Here is a 20,024-nt window from a genome sequence, read left to right as displayed (position 1 = left end):
TCAGGAGTCGCCGCCCGCTCCGCCGGTGGTCCCGGCGTTGACGTCCAGGAGCTTGTAGCGGTCCATCGCGTAGGCGGGCACTCCGGCGTCGACTTCGCCGCGGCGGGCGAGCATCTGCAGGGAACGGACCACCACCGAGTGGATGTCGTTCTTGAAGAAGCGGCGTGCCGCGGCGCGGGTGTCGGAGAAGCCGAAGCCGTCGGCGCCGAGCGAGGCGAACTCGTTCGGGAGGAACTGGCGGATCTGGTCCGGTACGGACTTCATGTAGTCGGTGACCCCGACGATCGGACCGGTGGCGCCGGCGAGCTGCTGGGTCACGAACGGGACGCGGGCGGGCTGGCCGGGGTTGAGGAAGGTGTCTTCCTCGGCGGCCATGGCGTCGCGGCGCAGTTCGGTCCAGGAGGTCACGGACCAGACGTCGGCGGAGACGCCCCAGTCCTCGGCTAGGAGCCGCTGGGCCTCGAGGGCCCACGGGACGGACACGCCGGAGGCCAGGATCTGGCTCTTGGGCCCTTCAACGTCCGACGCCGACACCCGGTAGATGCCTTTCAGCACCCCGTTGACATCGAGGTTCTCGGGTTCGGCCGGCTGGGAGATCGGTTCGTTGTAGACAGTGATGTAGTACATCAGGTTCCGGTCGGCGTTGCTCCCCTCGGGGGCGTCACCGTACATCCGCTCCAGGCCGTCCCGGATGATGTGGCCCATTTCGTACCCGAAAGCCGGGTCGTAGGTGACGACGGCCGGGTTGGTGGCGGCGAGGATCGGGGAGTGGCCATCGGCGTGCTGCAGGCCTTCACCGGTCAGCGTGGTGCGTCCGGCCGTGGCCCCGATGATGAACCCGCGGGTCATCTGGTCCGCGGCTGCCCAGAAGGAATCGCCCGTGCGCTGGAACCCGAACATCGAGTAGAAGACGTAGACCGGCACCAGCGGCTCGCCGTGCGTGGCGTAGGACGTGCCGGCGGCCGTGAACGCCGCCACCGCCCCGGCCTCATTGATGCCCGGGTGGATCAGCTGGCCGTGGGCCGATTCCTTGTAGGCCAAGACCAGCTCCCGGTCCACGGACAGGTAGCCCTGGCCGTCCGGGTTGTAGATCTTCGCCGTGGGGAAGAACGCGTCCATCCCGAAGGTGCGGGATTCATCCGGCACGATCGGGACAATGCGGTGGCCGAACTTTTTGTCCCGGAGCAGGTCCTTGAGCAGCCGGACGAACGCCATGGTGGTGGCGGCCTGCTGCTTGCCGGAGCCGCGCTTGGCGACCTCATATGTTGCGGGGTCGGGCAATTCCACGGGCACATGATCCGGCCGGCGCTCGGGGACGAATCCGCCCAGTTCCTTGCGGCGGCCCATCAGGTACTGGATCTCCGGGGAGTCCATGCCGGGGTGGTAGTACGGCGGCCGGTAGAGGTCCGCTTCGAGCTGGTCGTCGGTGATCGGGATGCGCAGGTGGTCGCGGAAGGCCTTGAGGTCGGCCAGGGTGAGTTTCTTCATCTGGTGGGTCGCGTTGCGGCCTTCGAAGTGGGTGCCCAGGCCGTAGCCCTTGACCGTGTGGGCCAGGATGACGGTGGGCTTGCCCTTGAACTCGGTCGCGGCCTTGTACGCGGCGTAGACCTTGTTGTAGTCGTGCCCGCCGCGCTTGAGGTTCCAGATCTGGTCGTCGGTGAGGTCCTGGACCATTTCCTTGGTCTGCGGGGTCTTGCCGAAGAAGTGCTCGCGGACGAACGCGCCGGACTCGGCCTTGTAGGTCTGGTAGTCGCCGTCGACGGTCTCGTTCATGATCTTGACGAGCGAGCCGTCCTCGTCCTTGGCCAGCAGGTCATCCCACTCCCGGCCCCAGACCACCTTGATGACGTTCCAGCCGGCGCCGCGGAAGAACGCCTCGAGTTCCTGCATGATCTTGCCGTTGCCGCGGACCGGTCCGTCGAGGCGCTGGAGGTTGCAGTTGACCACGAAGTTCAGGTTGTCGAGCTTGTCGTTCGCCGCGAGCTGGAGCAGGCCGCGGGACTCGGGCTCGTCCATTTCGCCGTCGCCCAGGAACGCCCAGACCTGCTGGTCCGAGGTGTCCTTGATGCCGCGGTTGTGCAGGTACCGGTTGGACTGGGCCTGGTAGATCGCGTTCATCGGGCCGATGCCCATCGAGACCGTGGGGAATTCCCAGAACTCCGGCATCAGGCGCGGGTGCGGGTAGGAGGACAGGGCGTGGCCCTCCTTGGACTTCTCCTGCCGGAAGCCGTCCATGTCCTCCTCGCTCAGCCGGCCCTCCATGAAGGCCCGGGCGTACATGCCGGGGGAGGCATGGCCCTGGAAGAAGACCTGGTCCCCGCCGCCGGGGTGGTCCTTGCCGCGGAAGAAGTGGTTGAACCCGACCTCATACAGCGTCGCGGCACCGGCGTAGGTGGAGATGTGCCCGCCCACGCCGATATCGGCGCGCTGCGCCCGGTGCACCATGACCGCGGCATTCCAGCGCAGCCAGGCCCGGTACTTGCGTTCAATCTCCTCATCGCCCGGGAACTCCGCTTCCTGGTCCACCGGGATGGTGTTGACGTAGTCCGTGGTGGTGACCATCGGAACACCCACGCTCTGCGCCCCGGCCCGCTGGAGCAGGCTGCGCATGATGTACTGGGCACGTTCCGTGCCCTGTTCCTGAATCAGGGTATCCAGGGACTCCAGCCACTCGGCGGTCTCTTCCGGATCACGATCAGGCAGCTGGTTTGTCAACCCGCTGAGGATATGGGAGGTATCTTCTCCTGCAGCCACGTCCAGCCTCTTTTCATCGTTGAATGGTTGGCTTAAGTTTTCATTGTGTGAGAAAACTTTATTGCATTACGAGATTAGCTAGACGGCAATCAGCGCGTCAAGGCAGCCCTGCAGTCACAATCGGGCGAAAGGGCACCACAGCAGCGCGGGGTCAGGCACGGTCCGTTAGGCCGTCCAGAATCGGCTGCAGCTGGCCCCGCGTCGCTTTATCAGGCTGAGGCGAGCAGCCTGCCCCAACGCGGGGAGAGTAGCGGGGCGCCGGCCATCTTGAGGCAGTGCCACAGGGTCACAGCCACTGAGTCCAGCACGGGGACGCCCATGGCCGCCTCGATTTCCTCCGCGATGTTGGCGCCGTAGAGGTTGGTGCAGAGGTACACGAGCGCGTCCGGGTTCCTTGCCGCGAGTTCCAGCGATCCGGGCCGCATTTCGGCGTCGGAGACCCGGGCGAAGGATTCGTTGTCGCTCAGGCCGAGGAAGCGGTGGTCGAGTGTTTTGATCCCGTCCCGTTCGTAAGACGTCATGATGGCTCGATTGACGTCCTCCGTGTACGGGGTGAACAGTCCGATCCGCTCGGTGCCGAAGGACCGGAAGGCCTCCATGTAGGCCAGTGTGGACGTGGTGGCGGGGATGCCGGTGGCGTCCTGTATTTCACGGACGATTTCGCGGTCGTGACTGGCGCCCAGCCACGAGCCCGAGGTGCCGTTCCACGCGATGACGTCGACGTCGGCGGTTGCCAGGATCTCGGCGGCGGCCCGCATCACCGGGGCGTCGAACTGCTTGTCGGAGGAATCGTCCAGGGCGATCCGGGTGACCTGGATCCTGGCGAAGTGGATTGTCACGTCGTCGCGGTCGCCGAGGATCCGGTAGCTTTGCGGCTCGAGGCAGGTGTTGGAGGACGGCACGATCATGCCGATGCGGGTGGGGCGGGTTGCGGAAGGCATGGGTGCTCCTAAAGGGCAGCGGGGGCGGTGATGGGGGCCGCGGCCGCGGCCGCCTGGTGGTCGCGGAAACCGTTGCGGGCCACGAACCGGCCCACGGGGCCTGGATCGTGGAAACCATTGGCGTCCAGTACCACGCGTCCGGCGGACACCACGACGGCGGGCCAGCCGGTGAGCGTCCTGCCGTCGAACGGGGAAAAATCGGTGCCCATGTGCAGGGCGGCGCCGTCAACGGTACGTTCCTGCGCCGGATCGAAGACGACGATGTCGGCGTCGTGCCCCGCTGCGATGGTTCCCTTGCCCGGCAGGGCGTTGATCCGGGCAGGACCGGCGGCGAACACTTCCACGAAATCCTCCACGCGGGCTGCCCCGCCGGCGGCTTCCATCATGGCGGTGAAGGTGACAGGCATCCGGGTTTCGACTCCCGGGAGCCCGTGCGGCATGGCGCGGATGTCATCGGACCGCTCGCGCTTTTGCGTGAGGTCGTAGCAGGAGTGGTCGGAGGCCACGGTGTGGATGGCTCCGGCGGCCAGCCGGTCCCGGAGCGCGGCTACGGTCGCGGGGCTGCGCATCGGCGGGCAGCAGGCGTACCACTCAGGGAAAGACGAGCCGTAGACGGTGTCGTCGAGGGTGAGGTAGTGGGGGCAGGTCTCGGAGTAAGCGTCCTGGCCGCTGCGGCGGGCCTCGGTGACCAGGTCCACGGCTCCCGGCGTCGACTGGTGCACAAAGTAGACGGGGGCGCCGGTGTATTCAGCCATGGCCAGGGTTTCCTTGACCGAGATCTCTTCGGCCAGTTCGGGCCGCGTGCGATGCAGGTGTTCGATGCCGATCCGGCCGTCGTCAGCGTGCTGCTGGGTGCAGTCGGTGATGATGGGGTCGTGTTCGGCGTGGATGTAGGTGAGGCCGTCGAGCCGGACCATCTCGCGCATGACCTTCAGGATGGTGTCCCCGTCGGCCATGGTGGTGCCCCGGTTGGTGGTGTACATCTTGACCGAACGGACTCCCTCGGCGGCGAGCTGTTCGAGCTGCCATGGCACTGTTTCGTCCCACTGGACCACCGAGCCGTGCAGGGCGACATCGCAGCGGGATTCGCGGGCCAGCGCTTTCTTGGACAGCACGGCGTCCAGCGGGGTTTCCCGGGCATCGCGGGGGATGCCGAAGTCGATGATCGTGGTGGTGCCGCCCCAGAGGGCAGCCGTGGATGTGGTCCGGTAGTCATCCAGGGTCCGGAACCGCCCGGTCACCTGGGCGACGTGACAGTGGCCGTCCACGCCGCCGGGAATCACCAGCCGGCCGGTGGCGTCGATGGTCCTGGCGGCGGCGGGGACGGGCTCGGCGGCGTCCACGAGCTGGACAATCGTCCCGCCGTGCACCACGACGTGCGCATCCTGGCGGCCGAAACTGTTGACCACGGTGCCGTTGGCAATGACAAGGTCTGGGGTGTGGGACATCGTTGTCCTCCTAGGTAGAAGTGGCTAGTTGGCCGCTGCGGACGGGGCCGGCAGCTGCGCGGTGCGCTGAGCCGTCGTCAGGGCGGCATCAAGGTTTTCCGAGAGCCCCTTGCGGGTCTTGGCTGGGGGAGGCGCGAACGCGCCGGCCCGGTGCGGGCCGGAGTCGAGTCCGACGACGGCTTCCGCCATCCGGATGCCGGCGGAGATGCCGTCCACCACGGGAACGGGGATCTGGCCGGCAAGTTCGCGGGCCAGTCCGGCGAGCGGTGCTCCGGCGAGGATGACGACGTCGGCGCCGTCTTGGATGACGGCCTGGCGGCTGAGTGCCAGCAGGGTTTCCTTGAAGTCCTCCTGCACGGAACCGATGCCGTTGAGGGCCTCGTTGATCGAGCGGATCGATGCCAACCTGCCGCCGAGCCCGAACCGTTCCGCGCAGTCCTGGTACCAGGGCCGGATCCGGTCGGAGATGGCGATGATGGAGAACCGGTGACCCTGCAGGGCAGCGGCACATAGGGCCGCCTCGGTAATCCCGATGACCGGGACATCTGTCAGTTCCTTCAGCGCGGGCATGCCGGGGTCTCCGAACGCGGCCACGACAACGCCGTCGATGCTTGCGCCGTCGCGTGTGTGCTCGGCGATGATTTCGGCGACGGCACCGGCGGCGATGAGGGATTCAAAGCGGGTTTCGATGTATTCCACGCCGTACCCGGCGGTCCGGACCACGAGTTCGGTCCCGGGGGAGGCGGAGCGGAGGGCCTCCGCTTCGATCAGGGCGGTGACGTCGTCGCTGATATTGGGGTTGATGACAAGGAGTTTCATAAGTTCTTCCGATGAAGGGTGGGTTCCGTCCGGCGGAAATTCTCCGGAAACTGTTCCCGGTATTTGTCGATGTGCGCCGCCGATTGGGCGGCTGCCCGGTCAGGGTCGCCGCTGGCGATCGCGGCATAGAGCGCGCGGTGTTCCTCGATGAGCTCCGGCAGGTCGCTGACATGGCGGAAGAGCCAGTGCATGCGGCCTTGGAGCGGTTCGAGCGCGGACTTGAGGAAGCCGTTGTCCGCGATCCTTGTGATGGCATCGTGGAATTCGCTGTTGGCGCGGTGGGCTTCCATGATGGCACCCTTGGCCAGGCAGCGGGCTGCCTCGTCCAGCAGGCCTTTCAATGCGCTGAGGTCCTCCTCCGTGGCGCGGGTTGCGGCCAGCCGGCAGGCCAGCACTTCGAGCGACTGGCGGACGTCGAAGAGATCCTCCACGTCTTTGGGGCTGAGCGAGCTGACCTCGGCACCGCGCGCGCCGCGGTCGCTGACCAGGCCTTCCTGGCGAAGCATGCGCAGGGCCTCGCGGACCGGGAGGCGGGAGACATTGAATTCGGCCGCCAAGTCGCGTTCCACCAGCCTGGTGCCGGGAACGTAGTGCCCTTCAAAAATCCTGGTGCGGAGGGTGTCCCGGACAGCCTCCCGGAGGGGGCGTTCCTTGTCCTGGGTTTCTTCTGCGGTAAGCATGGTGCTCCATTCGGGTTCTTGTGGCACTGCGTTCCCGGCTCCGGGAACAGGTTCGTGGCTAGCTTAGACAGGGAGCCGCTTGTTGTAGTTCAGGGTCAGCACGGATACGCCCATGATGATCGCGGATCCCACGAAGTACAGCAGCGCCCAGGTGTACGAGCCGGTGGCACCCACGATCAGGCCCACAGCAATCGGGGTCACGAATCCGGAGATGTTGCCGCTGAAGTTCATCGCGCCACCCAGGACACCTGCATTGGTTCGGCCGCCCAGGATCGAGGGGATGCTCCAGAAGAGGCCCACCCAGCGAAGGAAGAACATGACGACGGATAGCAGGACTACCGCCGTCGTCGGATCTGCCACGACCGTGACGCCGACGAGGCCGCCGATCACCACGACGCTGGAGGTGCCCAGGAGGGTGCGCATGACCCGGTTGGCGGAGGCGCCGGCGGCCCGCCACTTGTCGGCGATGGTGCCGCCAAGGATTTCGCCGACGAATCCGGCGCCGAAGATGACGAACGTGGACCAGCCGATGGTCTTCAGGTCAAAACCCTTGGCCTGGGAAAGGTAGAGCGGGCCCCAGGTGAGCAGGCCGTAGAAGACTCCGTTGAAGCCCAGCCAGCCGAAGCACATAGCCCAGAAGGAACGGAACTTCAGGTAGGGGAGCAGGGCGCGCTTGCCCTTGCTGCCGTCGAGCTCGGCTTCGGCGTCCTCGGCGGCGTGGGAGGCCTCGATGTACTCGGCCTCGGCGGCGTTGACTCCGCGGTGCTGGCGGGGGTTGTCGCGGACGTACCACCAGACGGCGAGGCCCATGAGGACGGTGGCGGCGCCAGCGATGATGAAGGCGCTCCGCCAGCTGCCCGTGGATGCGATCAGGCCTGCGATGAGGATGCCGCCGAGCCCGGCGCCCAAGGGGGCTCCGGCGTCAAGGATGGTGGCGCCGCGGCCGCGTTCCGATTTGTGCATCCAGATGGCGTTCAGCTTTCCGCCCGCCGGCATGACGCCTGCCTCGGTGACGCCGATGCCCAGGCGGGCGATGAACATGCTGAGGAAACCTCCGGCCAGGCCGGATGCTGCCGTCGCCGCGCCCCAGCCGACGCAGGACGCGGTCATCACCTTGCGGGGGCCGAACTTGTCGATCAGCCAGCCGACCGGGATCTGCATGAGGGCGTAGGTCCAGAAGAAGGCCGAGAGCAGGAGGCCCACGAGCTCCGGGGCCATGTTGAATTCCTTCTGGATGATGGGCAGGGCGACAGAGATGGATCCCCGGTCGATGTAGTTCACGGAGACGAGGACCAGCAGGAGGAGGAAAAGTTTCCAGCGGACATGAGTGCGCCGTTGCACGCCGTCCTTGGAGCTAGTGGGGTCAGAGGGCTGTACCGCGACTTCTGTATTTGCGGTTTCGGTGTTTGCGGTTTCGGTGTTTGGAAGAGACACAACTTCTCCTTGATAGAGAGGAAAAAATGCCGGCAAGTGCTGAGGGGGATGTTCGTTTCGCGGGCAAGGATGCGGGAGTGTGGGGCGTCCTGTACGCGGGCTGTCCAGCGGTGGGTAGCGCGGCTGATATCAGCGCTGATATCAGTTCCGGGGTCAAGTGCGGGTAGCCCGGGGACCGGCAAGCTTATTTGTTTTGGGATCCCGTTTTGGGATCCCAAAATTGAGATTAGAAGTGACGGGGGCCACTGTCAAGGGGTGTGGGCCGGTTGGCCCGGCTCGCAGGAAAAATGTCGATTGTGACTGGCCGGGTTCCCGGGCGGGCCGCAGGAACAGAACTGCCCGGGACGTAGCTGCGCGGCGACATGGCTGTGCGGTGACATGGCTGCGCCGTCACAGGCCGCATGCGCTATCAGATCGGGCTGCTCTGAGGGCTTCAGGGCAACCCGATCTGATGCCGCAACGGGGGGTCCTCCGGTCTTGGCTGCTTAGGGCTTAGGGTTTAGGGCTCAGCTGCCCCGGTAGGTGGAGTAGGCGAAGGGGCTGAGCAGCAGCGGGACGTGATAGTGGGACTGCGACTGGGATACGGCGAAGGTCAGGGTGACCTCGGGGAAGAAGGTCTCGGTCCCTCCGGCGGCGTAATAGGCTCCGGTGTCGAAGCCCAGCCGGTATGTGCCGGAGCCCAGGCTGTCGGGGCCAAGCGACGTGACGCGCCCGTCGTCATCCGTGGCGCCGGCCGCGATCCTGACCCAGCGATCGCCGTCGAGCATGTCCAGGGTGACGGCAACGCCCGCGGCGGGCTTGCCGGAGCCGGTGTCCAGGACGTGCGTGGTGACGTGGGAGGTGTTGTGGGAATTGCTCATGCGCCGATCAGTCCTTCGAGTCGGAGTACCGCGATTTCGCGCAGCTGCTGGCCGATGACCACTTGTTCCTCGTCGGGAGTGTGGGCGAGCCTGGTGTTGAGGGCGGCCAGGATCTCGTCCCGGCTGCGGCCGGCCGCGCGGATCAGGAAGACCCGGCCGAATTTCTCTTCATAGCTCCGGTTTCCCTCGGCGATGGCTGCCGCGACGGCCGGATCCGGGGCACCGAGAGTCGCTTGCTCCGCCTGGGAGAGCCGGGCCTCGGCGCTGTTTCCTGCGGCCCGTTCACCGATGCGGGGATGGTGGGCCAAGGCGGCCTCCACCTCCGCATCGGTGAAGGGTTCCGCAGCGCGGCCGGCGGCTTCGAGGAGGCTACGGGTGCTGCCGAAGGGCCGGGAATCGACGATCTCCTGTATCCACCGCGCAATGTCCAGGCAGGGACGCAGGGATTCCGCAGCCTCCGCGCGTCCGGCAGCGTTAAAGTCTTCCAACAGCATGTGCCAGATCCTTTGTGTCAATGCTGGCATCCACGGCGTAGGCTATACGAACAAATATTCGTATCGTGGAACTGTTATTTCAGCATATGCAAAAAATTGAACCGTACCGGGTGGCGGGTGTCAACCGGGAAGACTGGGTCCTGATGAGCCCCGGCTAGCTCCCCAGGAACCGCAGCAGCACCTCGTTGACCTCCGCCGCGTGCGTCCACAGCAGGCCGTGCGGGGCGCCGTCGATCTCCACGTACTCGGCACTGGGCAGCGCCTTGGCGAACTGGCGGCCGGCGACGTCGATCGGCAGGATGTTGTCCGCCGTGCCGTGCACGATCAGGGACGGGACATCGATCTTGGGGATGTCGGCGCGGAAGTCCGTGAGCCAGGTTGGCTGCGCTGCCACCGACGCCGTGGGCCCGCCACTGGTGGCGAGGTTCCAGCCGGCGTTCATCACTTCCTGGCTGAGCCGGGGGGTGCCGAGGTAGGTCTCGCTGTTGTAGAAGTTCTTGAAGAATTCCGTGAAGAAGGCGTACCGGTCCGCCGTCACAGCTTCCAGCAACCCGTCGAACACCGACTGCGGGACGCCGCCGGGGTTGTCCTCGGCCTGCAGGAGGTAGGGCTCAAGGGAGCTCAGGAACACGGCCTTGGCCACCCGGGCAGAACCGTAGGTGCCGAGGTACCGGCCCACTTCGCCGGTGCCCATCGAGAAGCCCACCAGCACGGCGTCGTTCAGGTCGAGGTCGTTCAGGAGCGTGTTCAGGTCCGCCGCGAACGTGTCGTAGTCGTAGCCGTCGGTGGGCTTGCTGGACTTGCCGAAGCCGCGGCGGTCGTAGGTGATGACGCGGTAGCCAGCGCCCAGCAGCGCCGTGGTCTGCTTTTCCCAGGACGAGCCGTCCAGCGGGTAACCGTGGATGAGGACCACGGCCTGGCCGGATCCGTGGTCCTCGTAGTAGAGCTCGACGTCTGTGCTGTTTTCGGTTCCAACCTTGATGTAAGCCATGCCAGCGGTCCTCCCGGGTGAGTGCGGTTCGGTTTGGTGGTGTGGTTCGATGTTGGGCGTTCGATATTGGGTGGTTCGATGTGCAGTGCAGTCAGCACGTGGGCTCCACTTTAGCTTCCGGGATCGTCGCGGCAAGGGCCTGTTCACCATCCGGAAGGAGGAACTCTTCCGCCAGGGCCGCCCACTGCGGCCGGAAGGAATAGAGGCAGCCGAGCCGCAGCCGGGTGGCACTGGCATAGGCGTCGAAGCGCGCAGGGGTGACCAGCAGTTCCTCGGCCGTGGCGATGACGTGGCGGCGGGCGGTTTGGTACCTTTCGGCGCTCAGGCGGTGCTGGCGCAGGCGCAGCTGAAGGTGCACGGCAAGGTTTGCGAGGTCGGCGGCGGCCTCGGCCCGGCCGGCTTCGTCGAAGTCCAGCAGCCCCAGCGGAGCGCCCGGGCCCGCGGTGAAGATCTGCTTGTCGTGGAGGTCACCGTGGGACCACACCAGCGGATCCGGAGCGGTCCGGAGCAGCTTCTGGGCGGTCTGCCCGGCGGCCGCGCGTACGGCGGTGCGCTCGGGCTGCGCCGCCGGAATGTCCTGGGCGTGCACCAGCCACAGGCTCACGGTGCGTTGCAAACTCTCCAGTTCGACGGCGGCCGTCCGGGGCGGGAGCGCCTCGAGGCTCGGGCGGTGCGCCGGAGTCCGTGCGAGAGAGTGCTGCCGGACCCAGGTCCGGGACCATTTTTGCCACGCTTTTTCAAACATCGCATCGCTGACCGCGGGGTCGATTCCCAGCTCGAACAGGGAACGGCCGGGCAGCGCCATGATCGTGAGGCAGCCCGGGGTGCTGGACACAATTTCGGGAGTGAGGAAATCCCCTGCGGCGAGGAGCTCGTTCATCCGGGCGTGCCTGCCCACTGCTTCGTCGGCCTGGCGGGCCCGGAAGATCTTGAGGTAATGCTCCCCGGCCCTGACCACGGCACGCTTGTGGGCCCGGTGCACCACCACCTCACCCAGCGGCGACGCGTGCTTCAGGGCGGGAAGCCGCCGGTCGCGGCCGTCCCGCAGGAGCTCCAACTGCCCCGCCCGGAGATGGGCTGCCCGGACTCCTGGCCGGTGGGGAGTCCCCAGCTCCAGGACGTAGTTCTCCGCGGAGTCGTCGGGCCAGGCCCGAATGACCTGCCATGCGGTGTTGTCCGCATCCAGGACGGCGGCCGGGACGGGCGGGTGCCAGCCCATGTCAGCGGCCCCCGGTCTCCATAGCCGCACTTGCGGGGCTGGACACGAGGCCGGACTCGTAGCCGGACACGTCGTCGGACTCGGGCGGCATGCGGGCGGCCCGTTCCTCGAGCACAGCCAAGGCCAAGGCCGAGCGCTTCGGCAACGGGGAACAGGCCAGCCTCAGCCAGGCGCCGTCTGAATAGGCACGGAACCGGCCCGGGCTGACGTTCAACTCGTCCGCAGCGGCCAGGATTCGGGCGTGGGTCGCCATGTATCGCTTCAGCGACGTGCGGTGCTGGCGTGCATTCAGTTCCAGATGAACGTCCAGGTTGGCCAGATCCAGGGCGGCCTCGGCCTGGGCGGTGTCGTCGAAATCCAGCAGGCCAAGGGGGGAGCGGCCGCCTCCGGCGAGGATTTGTTTGTCATGGAGGTCGCCGTGCGCCCAGACCAGGGGATCCGGCGCCGTCCCGAGCAGGTTGTGGATCACTTCGTCTGCCCGGGCACTCAGGGTGGCGCTTTGCGCTGCGGCTTCCGGGACGTCGTTGTGGTGCCGCAGCCACCGCGTCACCCAACGCCGCAGATCGGCGGCCTCCACCTCCGGGGAACGGCGGGGCAGTGTGGCCAGGTCTGCGTGCCCGGCGGAGCTACCCACCTGGGCGGTCCATGCGTGCCGCCATCTGTCCCACACCCGGTCAAACCGTTCTTGGCTGAGACCCGCGCGGCCGCCGCCCAAATCCCCCAGGGTCCGGCCGGGAACGGCGCTGAAGACAATAACGTCCGGGGAGTTCCGCAGTACCCTGGGTGCGGTGAAGGCCCCGGGGTCCAGGAGGCTTTCGATTTGTGCGCAGCGTTCGGCGGGCACAATTGCACCGCCCGGCCGGAAGACCTTGATGTAGCCGGAATCGGTCCGGATGACGGCGCGCATGTGCGGCCGGTAGGACACGAGTTCCCCGTGCCGGGCCTCCGCCCGCAGTGACGGAAGCGCCGGATCGTCCTCAGGCAACAGCTCGAACACTCCGGCACGCAACACGCCTCCCCGGACGCCGGCCTGGCCCCGCGCAGTGAACTCCGGCGCGGTGACTTCGAGGTTGTAGTCGCCGACCGTTTTGTCAGGCCAGGCCCGCCGGATCTGCCAGATTTGCCCGGAAGAGTCGACGGCGGACGCCGGGACCGGCGGGTGCCAGTTCATGCGACCAACTCCAGGGCTCGGCGGAGATGCCAGTCCGTGTCGGCCGGCCAGTCGCTGGCCCGGTTCCGGAACGGGTCCACGCTGTTCAGGAACAACCGGAAGGCAGCCCAATCCTCCACCCTGGCCTGCGATACGTGCGCGCCGGCCCCGCGGTAACCGTCGATCAGCTGGGCGGTTTTGCGGCCACCGGCATTGGGCCCGGCACCGGCGGGGTCTGCGATGTCCTCCACCGCGGCAAAGGACCCAAGGTCCCTCGCCGGCTCGGAGGTCCGGATGCGGTCGAAATCGATGATCCGGATGGCCGGGCCGTCAACCAAGACCTGGTCCGCCGAGAAGTCGCCATGGACCAGCACGTGCTGCGGCCCGTGGGGTCCGGCGGCGCCGAGACTTGCCAGCAGCCGGTCGGTGAGCCGGGTCGCCGGAGCCTCAAGCCCCGGCAGCAGGCAGGTGATCATGGACCGCGTGGCGGCGAGCTGGCGCTCCAGGTCCTCCGCGGGCGCCGTCGGCTCCGTGGATGTTTCCGGGTCCATTCCGTGGAGCGCAGCCAGGGCTTGGCCGGCCCGGTAGGCAGCCGGATCGTTGTCGCCGCCGCTCAGGTCGCCGTGGCCCCAGTCCGGGGAGGCGCTGATGCCATGCGCGGCGCATTCCGGGTCGGCGAGTTCGGGCAGGACCGGGACGCCGTGACTCGCCAGCCGCTGCCGCAGATGGCGGCCTGCGGCAGCTCGGTCAGCGTGGGCGGCGGTCTTGACGACGACGGGCAGCGTCGCCGAGGGGACCCTGATAACGAGCCTGCGCTCCGGGTTGTACCGCAGCACGCTGACCGGGGGTTCCAGGAAGCGCCCTGCCGCGGCGAGTGCTCCCAGCCGTCCGAGTCCGTGGTCTTGGAGCCACCGCAGGTTGGGGCGCAGCGGCCAGTCTTCGTCGATGGGGCCGACCGCCACGACGACGTCAGACTGGAGATCATCGGGCTGGAGAAGCCGGATGCCGCCGTCGCGCTTGCGCGAACTCTCCGCACGCCGCTGCAGTTTTCCGACGTGCTCCGGTGCTGTGGTCGATGCCCACCCGAAGCTGCCGGCCCCGTCACCGGCCCGGCTGAAGGCGACGAGGGCCGAGGTGTGTGGTTTGTAGCGGGTCCTGGTGATCCGGACGCTTTCGCCCAGGAGCTCGGAGAGCAGCTCGTCGTCGAGGACCCAGGCCAGGCCCGGGATCCGAGTGTCCCGGGCCGCCAGGGCACGGTCGGCCTCGCGCCGCTGCGCCTGGAGGGCGGTGCTCATGACGGCACCCTGCTCATGAAGACATCTTGACTCGTAAAGACACCGTGACTCGTGAAGACACCTTGACTCATGAAGACACCGTGACTCATGAGGACACCTTGAACAGTTCGCCCGCTTCTCCGCTCTGCTGCCGGTGGACCCAGCCGGCAAAGTGGGAGCCCGGATTGGCCAGCAATGACTGCGGCGGCCCGTCTTCGAGGATTTCGCCGTCCTCGAGCCAGATCACCCGGTCGCACGATTGGGCCGAGTTGACGTCATGGGTAATCGTGATGGAGGTCCGGCCCTCGGTGAGTGTATCCAGGGCGCCGAGGACCGAATCCCGGGATGCCGGATCAAGCCCGGCTGTCGCCTCGTCCAGGATCACGATGGGGGCCTCGCGGAGCATGGCGCGGGCGACGGCCAGCCGTTGACGCTGGCCTCCGGACAGGTCGTTGGCCGCCTCGCCGAGGACGGTGTCGTAGCCTTCGGGCAGTGCACGGATGAACCTATCGGCCTGGGCAAGGACCGCCACGGCTTCGATCTCCTCGTCGGTGGCATCGAGGCGGCCGAATTTGATGTTCTCCCGGACAGTTGTTCCGAACAGCACGGAGTCCTGGAGCAGGATTGAGACATGGGCACGCACGGAAGCGATCGTCAGGGTCCGCAGGTCCTGATCTCCGAGGCTGACGCTCCCCTCCCAAGGGTCCACCATCCGAAGGATCATGGACGCCAGCGTGGACTTCCCGGCACCGGAGGGCCCCACCACGGCGCAGTGCTGGCCTGCCGGTATGGTCAGCGTGACCCCCTTGAGCACCGCGGTTCCGTCGAAGTGGCCGGCCCAGACGTGGTCGAACACGATGTCCGGATGGGGGTTTTTGAGGGCGACGGCGTTCGGTGCTTCGGGCACGTCACTCTGGGCCTCAAGCAGGTCCGCCACCCGTTCCCCGGAGGCCGTCGCGCGGGCGATACGGCTGGTGTACCTGGCCACATCCTTGAGCGGCCTCAGCCCGGTTTTCAGGTAAAACAGGAAAACGATCAGATCTCCGGGAGTCATCGCATGTTGCATTACCCTCCAGCCGCCGGCAGCAAGGATCACCGCCGTCGCGACTCCCATCAGGACGTCTGTTTTTCGTTGCAGGCTGGCAGACAGCCGCAGCGTGACCACCCCGGAGCCAAGGGCTGCCTGGTTGCTCTTGCGGAAGCCCGAGCTGATGGTGTCTTCGAGTCCATACGCCTGGACTTCGCGCATTGCTCCCAACGTTTGTGCGGCGGTGGTGGCCAGGGCGCTCTCGCCCTTGCGTGACTTACGGGCCGCAGTGGTAATCGATCCCGAACTCTTGCGGGAGAACAAGACGAAGATACCGATGGACAGGAACGTCACCAGCGCGATCAAAGGATCGAGCCAGAGCATGATGATCATCATTGCGATCAGCGACACGAAATTGCCGATGAGAGGGAGCCCCGCCGTGATGGCCACGTCCTGCAGCCGGGACACGTCCCCGACGAGCCGCTGGACAGTGTCGCCGGTGGAGGCGCGGCTGTGGTGGCGCATCGACAGGCCCTGGAGGTGGCGGAAGGTGCGGGCGCGCAGTTCGGAGGAAACGCGGGTGCCCACGAGGGCAAACGAAATCGCGGACACGTAGCCGGCCACGGCCCGGACGAGGCTGATGACAATCACCGCGCCAGCACAGAGGAGCAGTACTTCCGCGCTGGCCTCCACGCTGAGCGGGGACCTGCGCAGATTGGCGCCGAGTGAGTGCGACACGGAGTCGAGGACGATCTTCACCGGCCACGGCTCAAGAAGCCGGAAGAGGATTTCCGTGGCCATGGCAATGAATCCCCAGGTGATGAGCAGCCTGTGCCCGTGCAAGTGCGGGCGGATGCACCGCAAGGTCCGCCGCAGCGGTGAGGGCTCAGCCGCTTCGTCGGTGCGGGTCCTTCGCCACAGGGTCCGCCAGCTGCGGGGGTGCAAATGCCTGGAAGTTGTGGTCATTGCCTTGCCAGTCTGCGTGTGGGCGGCAGTGCCCCGGTGATCCGGGAGAGCACACCGCTCCAGCTGAACCTTTGCACGGCGTCGCTGCGGGCCTCGCGCCCCAGCCTGTCCCGCAGATTCGGGTCTTCGCCGAGCCGGATGAGGGCGTCCGCGAGTGCGGCGGTGTCCCCGGGCGGGACGAGGATTCCGGTGCGGCCGTCCTGGATGATGGACGGGATCTGGCCAACGGCGCTCGCGACCACGGGCAGCGCCGCCGCCATGTACTCAAAGACCTTCAGCGGCGAGAAGTAGTCGTCCTGGCCGGGTTCGTCCGGGGGATAAGGGGCGGCGGCGGCGTCGAATTCTGCCAGGAGGTCGGGCACGGCAGCCGGCGCAACGGCCCCGGTGAACACCGTTGGCACGCCGAGGGACTCGGCCAGGCGTTCGAGGTCCGGCCGGCCGGGACCGTTGCCCACTACGTGGACGTGCCAGCGCAGGCCCGGGTCAGCGGTCTGCTGGTTGGCCAGGGCCACACCGTGCAGCAGGGCGGGGACACCGTGCCAGGGCTTCAAGGTTCCGACAAACCCGACCGTGAGGTGGTCCGGATTCCGGCGGCCGGGGCGGCGGCCAGGGATCCGCTCGACGTTCACGCCGTTCGGTGCCAGCACCGTCCTGGCGGTCGGCACCCGCCCCCGCACCCAGCGCACCACGGGATCCGAGACGCAAGCGACGACGTCGGCCGTTGCGGCGTTGCGGCGGAAGACCGTCTCAGCCTTCTTCACGTCCAGCAACTGACGGTACCGCTGCTGCTCCTCGATGAGCGGGGCGTTGACCTCAAGCACCGACGGCACGTCCAGGATGCGGGCCACCACGGACAGTGCCGGGCTGAACAGCGAATAGCGTTCGTAGAACAGCCCGCAGCCGTTGCGCAGGACCTCGTCCGCCAGGCCCAGCGCCGCGTCCTGGACCGCCCGTTCCCGTGCGGGGCCGGGGACGGATTCCGGCTTGACTTCGACGACGTCGAGATCGGCAAGATCCACGGGCCGCTCGGTGCCGAGCTGGGTGCAGTAAACCGTGACGGCGGCGCCGGTCCCGCGCCACGCACGGACGATTTCCTGGACGTGCACCGAGGAACCCTTGGTGCCGAAAACGGGCACGCCGGGGTCGGCGCAGAGGTAAGCCACGCGTGTCATGCAACTCTCCTTTCCGAACGGGAGAGGGACCTGAGGAGCCCGGCCTGGCGGTGGACGTCGTAGTCCTCCTCGATCAGGGTGCGGGCATTGCGGGACACCGCAACCCTGTCCGTGGCGGGGGAGCCGAGCGTGCGGATGCCGCGGGCCAGGACGTGCGGGTTGCCCGGCCGGACGAGCACCCCGGTGGAGCCGTTCCGGACCACTTCGGGGATCCCGGTGACGGACGTGCTGACGCAGGGGACGCCCGTGGCCATGGCCTCGAGCAGGACCGTGGGCATGCCGTCCGCGTTGCCGTCGGCGCCGATCACGCAGGGCGCCACGAAGATGTCGGCGGAGTCGAGCAGCTCGTGGACCTGGTCCTGGGTCTGGGGGCCAAGGAGGCGGACGTGCTCGCGGAGCCGGAGCTCATCGATGCTGGCATCCAACTCCTCGGCCATGATCCCGGTTCCGGCGATCCGGAGGTCCATCTTGACCCCCTGGTCCAGCAGCTCGGCGGCCGCGGGCAGCAGATGCTGGAAGCCCTTCTTCTCCACGAGGCGCCCGACGGCGGCGATCCGCAGGGTGGTTTCGAGCGGGCGGGGCTCCCGGTAAGGAAAGCGCTCCAGCTCCAGGCCGTTGCGCACCAGATGGAGCCGGGACGTCGAGCCCGGGAAGCGGCGCCGCAGGTAGCGCATGTTGTACTGGCTGATGGTCACGGCATGGTGCGCCTGCTCCAGCTTGAGCCGCAGATCCTGGTCCTGGACCGATTCGTGGAAGATGTCCACCGCGTGGGCGGTGAACGAGAACGGGATACCGGTGATGAGGGACGCCAGCCGTGCCACGGTGGTGGCGCCCGAGGCGAAGTGGACGTGCATGTGCTGGATGTTCCGGTCCTGCATGGCGGTGGCCAGGCTGATGGCCTGGATCGCGTCGTCCGCCGTAGCGCCGGTGAGTTCGGCCAAATTCCGGCCGACGGCGGCCGTGAGCCCCACCGCGTCGGCCATCCGGAGGCTCTCCCACAGGACCGATGCTTTGAGGGGGCGGTCAATGTACGTCACCGATGCCTGGACCCGGGCGAGCTCAGGGTGGAACCGGGGGTCGTCGGTGGGCCGGAGCGAGAAGATCTCGATCCGGTCCCCGGCCGCCTCGCGGGCCAGGATCTCGGAGACGATGAACGTTTCGGAGAAACGCGGGTACATCTTCAGGACGTACGCCGTCCCAGGTTCAAACGGCGACACGGCTGTCACCGCCCTTCGTGCCTGCTGCGGCAACGCTTTCGTCCGGCCGGAACTGATCTGCACGGATCTGATCCGAATTGGCCAGGTCGGAACTGGCCAGGTCGGAAGTGACCAGAGCGGAATCGGCCTGATCGGCACTGACCTGATCGGAATCGGCCAGCGGCCGCAGCAGCTCGGCGGCCAGCTGCGGAACCCGGATCAGGCCGTCCAGCACCGCTCGACGGCGGTCCACAGTGGTGCCGAGCCGGGCGGCCAGCCAGTCGGCCAGGATCTCGGGCGTCAGCGTGGCGATGTCGTGTTGCTCCAAGTACCCGGCCGCGGCCAGGGACGCGGCCCGGATCCGTTGCTCGGCGCGCGACTGCGTGCGGGGCACGATCAGCGCGGGGACAGGGGTGCTCATGATCTCGCACACCGTGTTGTAGCCGCCCATGGCGACGACGGCGCCGGCGTGCCGGATGTGGAACATGATGTCTTCCACTGTGGGCACCACTTTGACGCCCGGGCGGGCTTGCTGCTGGAGGTCGTTGAGTTGCTCGGCGGGCATCTGCGGTCCGGCGACCACCAGGTGTCCCAGCCCGTCCGGAACCTGCGCGGCCACGGCGACACGGGCCAGGGCAAAGCCGTCCGAACCCCCGCCCACCGTCGTCATGCAGTACCGGCCGGGCATGCAGCTAGTGCCGGAAACCGCAGGGCGCCCCTCGGCGAGGTAGCCCGTGTACCGGATGAGCTTTCGGAGGGCGAACGGTATTTCGCCGGAGGCCACGGGATCGTGGACGGCGGGATCGCCGTAGACCCAGATGGCATCGAACAGGGCCTTGACCACGCGGGGTCCGCCCACCTTGGCCCATTCGCTGAGGGCCGCGGCGGGTGAGTCAAGGACCTCGCGGAGGCCGAGGACCACGCGCACGGGCCCGGCGCTGCGTGCACGCCGCAAGGCTATTTCGAGTTCGCCGTGGACGCCCGTGGCGTGCCGGTCCACCACCACCAGGTGGGGGGAGAAGCCGGCCAGCGTTGCCTGCAGCAGCCTGGCCCGCAACGGGACGAGCTCATGCATGGGCAACGCCAGGTTCCGGGGCAGGTAGCCCGCTGACCCCTTCGCCACGCCGGGAAGCAGCACCCAGTCCCAGCCTTCGGGCAACCGGAAGGCCGGGGCCAGGGCTGTGCCGGTGATGAGGATTCCGGTCACGGGGCGGCCGATCAAGCCGGGAAGCTGATTGTTCAGCGCGTGGGCCAGTGCCAGATTCCGACGCACATGTCCCAGGCCCACTGAATCATGCGAGTACAGCACTATCCGCATTGGCTCCACAGCAAATCCTCCCCCGCCCCCTGGTGCCCCGGGCTTGGCTGTGATCGCAACTGTGCCCGGTGCCGGCGCTGTCCGATGATAAACATCAGCCTGCGCCCCAAGAGTGAGGGTGGGATGAGGAGAAGATTAAGGATTTCTCATCCACGGCCCCGCAGCGGCGGCCCCGCCCTTAGGCAGGCGCCCGATTACGTGCGGGCGTGAGTCAGCCGGCGGCCGGTTCAGACGTGGGCGTTCAGACGCGGCCGGTTCGGCCGGCGGCCAGTTCAGAATTG

At 67.3% G+C, this 20,024-nt stretch carries 16 protein-coding genes; all 16 read right to left on the bottom strand.

Annotated features, from left to right (window positions below; genetic code table 11):
- Positions 1–2,754, bottom strand: coding sequence for a pyruvate dehydrogenase (acetyl-transferring), homodimeric type (gene aceE, locus ACFRJ8_RS08860; protein WP_377985738.1), 2,754 nt, complete (start codon positions 2,752–2,754; stop codon positions 1–3).
- 209 nt (positions 2,755–2,963) lie between these two features.
- On the bottom strand, positions 2,964–3,695 hold the full coding sequence (locus ACFRJ8_RS08855; protein WP_377985737.1) for an aspartate/glutamate racemase family protein: 732 nt from the start codon (positions 3,693–3,695) through the stop codon (positions 2,964–2,966).
- An 8-nt stretch (positions 3,696–3,703) separates the two neighbouring features.
- Positions 3,704–5,143, bottom strand: a complete 1,440-nt coding sequence (locus tag ACFRJ8_RS08850) for an amidohydrolase family protein (protein ID WP_377985736.1) — start codon at positions 5,141–5,143, stop codon at positions 3,704–3,706.
- Positions 5,144–5,167: 24 nt separating this feature from the next.
- Positions 5,168–5,962 (bottom strand): aspartate/glutamate racemase family protein, encoded by a 795-nt coding sequence (locus ACFRJ8_RS08845; RefSeq protein ID WP_377985735.1) that lies wholly within the window; start codon positions 5,960–5,962, stop codon positions 5,168–5,170.
- The gene (locus tag ACFRJ8_RS08840; RefSeq protein WP_377985734.1) at positions 5,959–6,642 is read right to left on the bottom strand and encodes a GntR family transcriptional regulator; all 684 of its coding nucleotides are present in this window, start codon (positions 6,640–6,642) and stop codon (positions 5,959–5,961) included. Before ACFRJ8_RS08840 ends, ACFRJ8_RS08845 begins: the two co-directional genes overlap by 4 nt.
- 63 nt (positions 6,643–6,705) lie before the next feature.
- Positions 6,706–8,076, bottom strand: a complete 1,371-nt coding sequence (locus ACFRJ8_RS08835) for an MFS transporter (RefSeq protein WP_377985733.1) — start codon at positions 8,074–8,076, stop codon at positions 6,706–6,708.
- Between the two features lie 506 nt (positions 8,077–8,582).
- Positions 8,583–8,936: a hydroxyisourate hydrolase gene (gene uraH, locus ACFRJ8_RS08830; protein WP_377985732.1), complete on the bottom strand. Its 354-nt coding sequence runs from the start codon at positions 8,934–8,936 to the stop codon at positions 8,583–8,585.
- A complete protein-coding gene (gene uraD, locus ACFRJ8_RS08825) occupies positions 8,933–9,430 on the bottom strand; it encodes a 2-oxo-4-hydroxy-4-carboxy-5-ureidoimidazoline decarboxylase (protein ID WP_377985731.1) in 498 nt (165 codons plus the stop codon). Before uraD ends, uraH begins: the two co-directional genes overlap by 4 nt.
- Positions 9,431–9,584: 154 nt before the next feature.
- On the bottom strand, positions 9,585–10,421 hold the full coding sequence (locus ACFRJ8_RS08820) for an alpha/beta fold hydrolase (protein WP_377985730.1): 837 nt from the start codon (positions 10,419–10,421) through the stop codon (positions 9,585–9,587).
- Positions 10,422–10,512: 91 nt separating this feature from the next.
- The gene (locus tag ACFRJ8_RS08815; RefSeq protein WP_377985729.1) at positions 10,513–11,640 is read right to left on the bottom strand and encodes a phosphotransferase; all 1,128 of its coding nucleotides are present in this window, start codon (positions 11,638–11,640) and stop codon (positions 10,513–10,515) included.
- Between the two features lies 1 nt (position 11,641).
- Positions 11,642–12,811, bottom strand: a complete 1,170-nt coding sequence (locus ACFRJ8_RS08810; RefSeq protein ID WP_377985728.1) for a phosphotransferase — start codon at positions 12,809–12,811, stop codon at positions 11,642–11,644.
- Positions 12,808–14,085: a phosphotransferase family protein gene (locus ACFRJ8_RS08805; protein WP_377985727.1), complete on the bottom strand. Its 1,278-nt coding sequence runs from the start codon at positions 14,083–14,085 to the stop codon at positions 12,808–12,810. The genes ACFRJ8_RS08810 and ACFRJ8_RS08805 overlap by 4 nt, the downstream gene beginning before the upstream one ends.
- A gap of 85 nt (positions 14,086–14,170) precedes the next feature.
- Positions 14,171–16,057 (bottom strand): ABC transporter ATP-binding protein, encoded by a 1,887-nt coding sequence (locus ACFRJ8_RS08800; RefSeq protein ID WP_377985726.1) that lies wholly within the window; start codon positions 16,055–16,057, stop codon positions 14,171–14,173.
- Positions 16,054–17,229 carry a glycosyltransferase family 4 protein gene (locus ACFRJ8_RS08795; protein WP_377985725.1) on the bottom strand — a complete coding sequence of 392 codons (1,176 nt, stop codon included), beginning with the start codon at positions 17,227–17,229 and terminating at the stop codon, positions 16,054–16,056. Before ACFRJ8_RS08795 ends, ACFRJ8_RS08800 begins: the two co-directional genes overlap by 4 nt.
- Positions 17,226–18,446: a glycosyltransferase gene (locus ACFRJ8_RS08790; RefSeq protein ID WP_377985724.1), complete on the bottom strand. Its 1,221-nt coding sequence runs from the start codon at positions 18,444–18,446 to the stop codon at positions 17,226–17,228. Before ACFRJ8_RS08790 ends, ACFRJ8_RS08795 begins: the two co-directional genes overlap by 4 nt.
- Positions 18,433–19,743, bottom strand: a complete 1,311-nt coding sequence (locus tag ACFRJ8_RS08785) for a glycosyltransferase family protein (RefSeq protein ID WP_377985931.1) — start codon at positions 19,741–19,743, stop codon at positions 18,433–18,435. Before ACFRJ8_RS08785 ends, ACFRJ8_RS08790 begins: the two co-directional genes overlap by 14 nt.
- Positions 19,744–20,024: the final 281 nt, after the last annotated feature.

This window comes from Arthrobacter sp. NPDC056886, from assembly GCF_042788715.1.
Lineage (GTDB): Bacteria > Actinomycetota > Actinomycetes > Actinomycetales > Micrococcaceae > Arthrobacter.
This window is presented reverse-complemented; position numbering and strand designations above follow the sequence as displayed.

Excerpts from the sequence above, each read along its gene's own strand:
- ACFRJ8_RS08855 (WP_377985737.1), bottom strand. The coding sequence starts at position 3,695 with ATGCCTTCCGCAACCCGCCCCACCCGCATCGGCATGATCGTGCCGTCC.
- ACFRJ8_RS08850 (WP_377985736.1), bottom strand. The coding sequence starts at position 5,143 with ATGTCCCACACCCCAGACCTTGTCATTGCCAACGGCACCGTGGTCAAC.
- ACFRJ8_RS08845 (WP_377985735.1), bottom strand. The coding sequence starts at position 5,962 with ATGAAACTCCTTGTCATCAACCCCAATATCAGCGACGACGTCACCGCC.
- ACFRJ8_RS08840 (WP_377985734.1), bottom strand. The coding sequence starts at position 6,642 with ATGCTTACCGCAGAAGAAACCCAGGACAAGGAACGCCCCCTCCGGGAG.
- uraH (WP_377985732.1), bottom strand. The coding sequence starts at position 8,936 with ATGAGCAATTCCCACAACACCTCCCACGTCACCACGCACGTCCTGGAC.
- uraD (WP_377985731.1), bottom strand. The coding sequence starts at position 9,430 with ATGCTGTTGGAAGACTTTAACGCTGCCGGACGCGCGGAGGCTGCGGAA.
- ACFRJ8_RS08820 (WP_377985730.1), bottom strand. The coding sequence starts at position 10,421 with ATGGCTTACATCAAGGTTGGAACCGAAAACAGCACAGACGTCGAGCTC.
- ACFRJ8_RS08815 (WP_377985729.1), bottom strand. The coding sequence starts at position 11,640 with ATGGGCTGGCACCCGCCCGTCCCGGCCGCCGTCCTGGATGCGGACAAC.
- ACFRJ8_RS08810 (WP_377985728.1), bottom strand. The coding sequence starts at position 12,811 with ATGAACTGGCACCCGCCGGTCCCGGCGTCCGCCGTCGACTCTTCCGGG.
- ACFRJ8_RS08805 (WP_377985727.1), bottom strand. The coding sequence starts at position 14,085 with ATGAGCACCGCCCTCCAGGCGCAGCGGCGCGAGGCCGACCGTGCCCTG.
- ACFRJ8_RS08800 (WP_377985726.1), bottom strand. The coding sequence starts at position 16,057 with ATGACCACAACTTCCAGGCATTTGCACCCCCGCAGCTGGCGGACCCTG.
- ACFRJ8_RS08795 (WP_377985725.1), bottom strand. The coding sequence starts at position 17,229 with ATGACACGCGTGGCTTACCTCTGCGCCGACCCCGGCGTGCCCGTTTTC.
- ACFRJ8_RS08785 (WP_377985931.1), bottom strand. The coding sequence starts at position 19,743 with ATGCGGATAGTGCTGTACTCGCATGATTCAGTGGGCCTGGGACATGTG.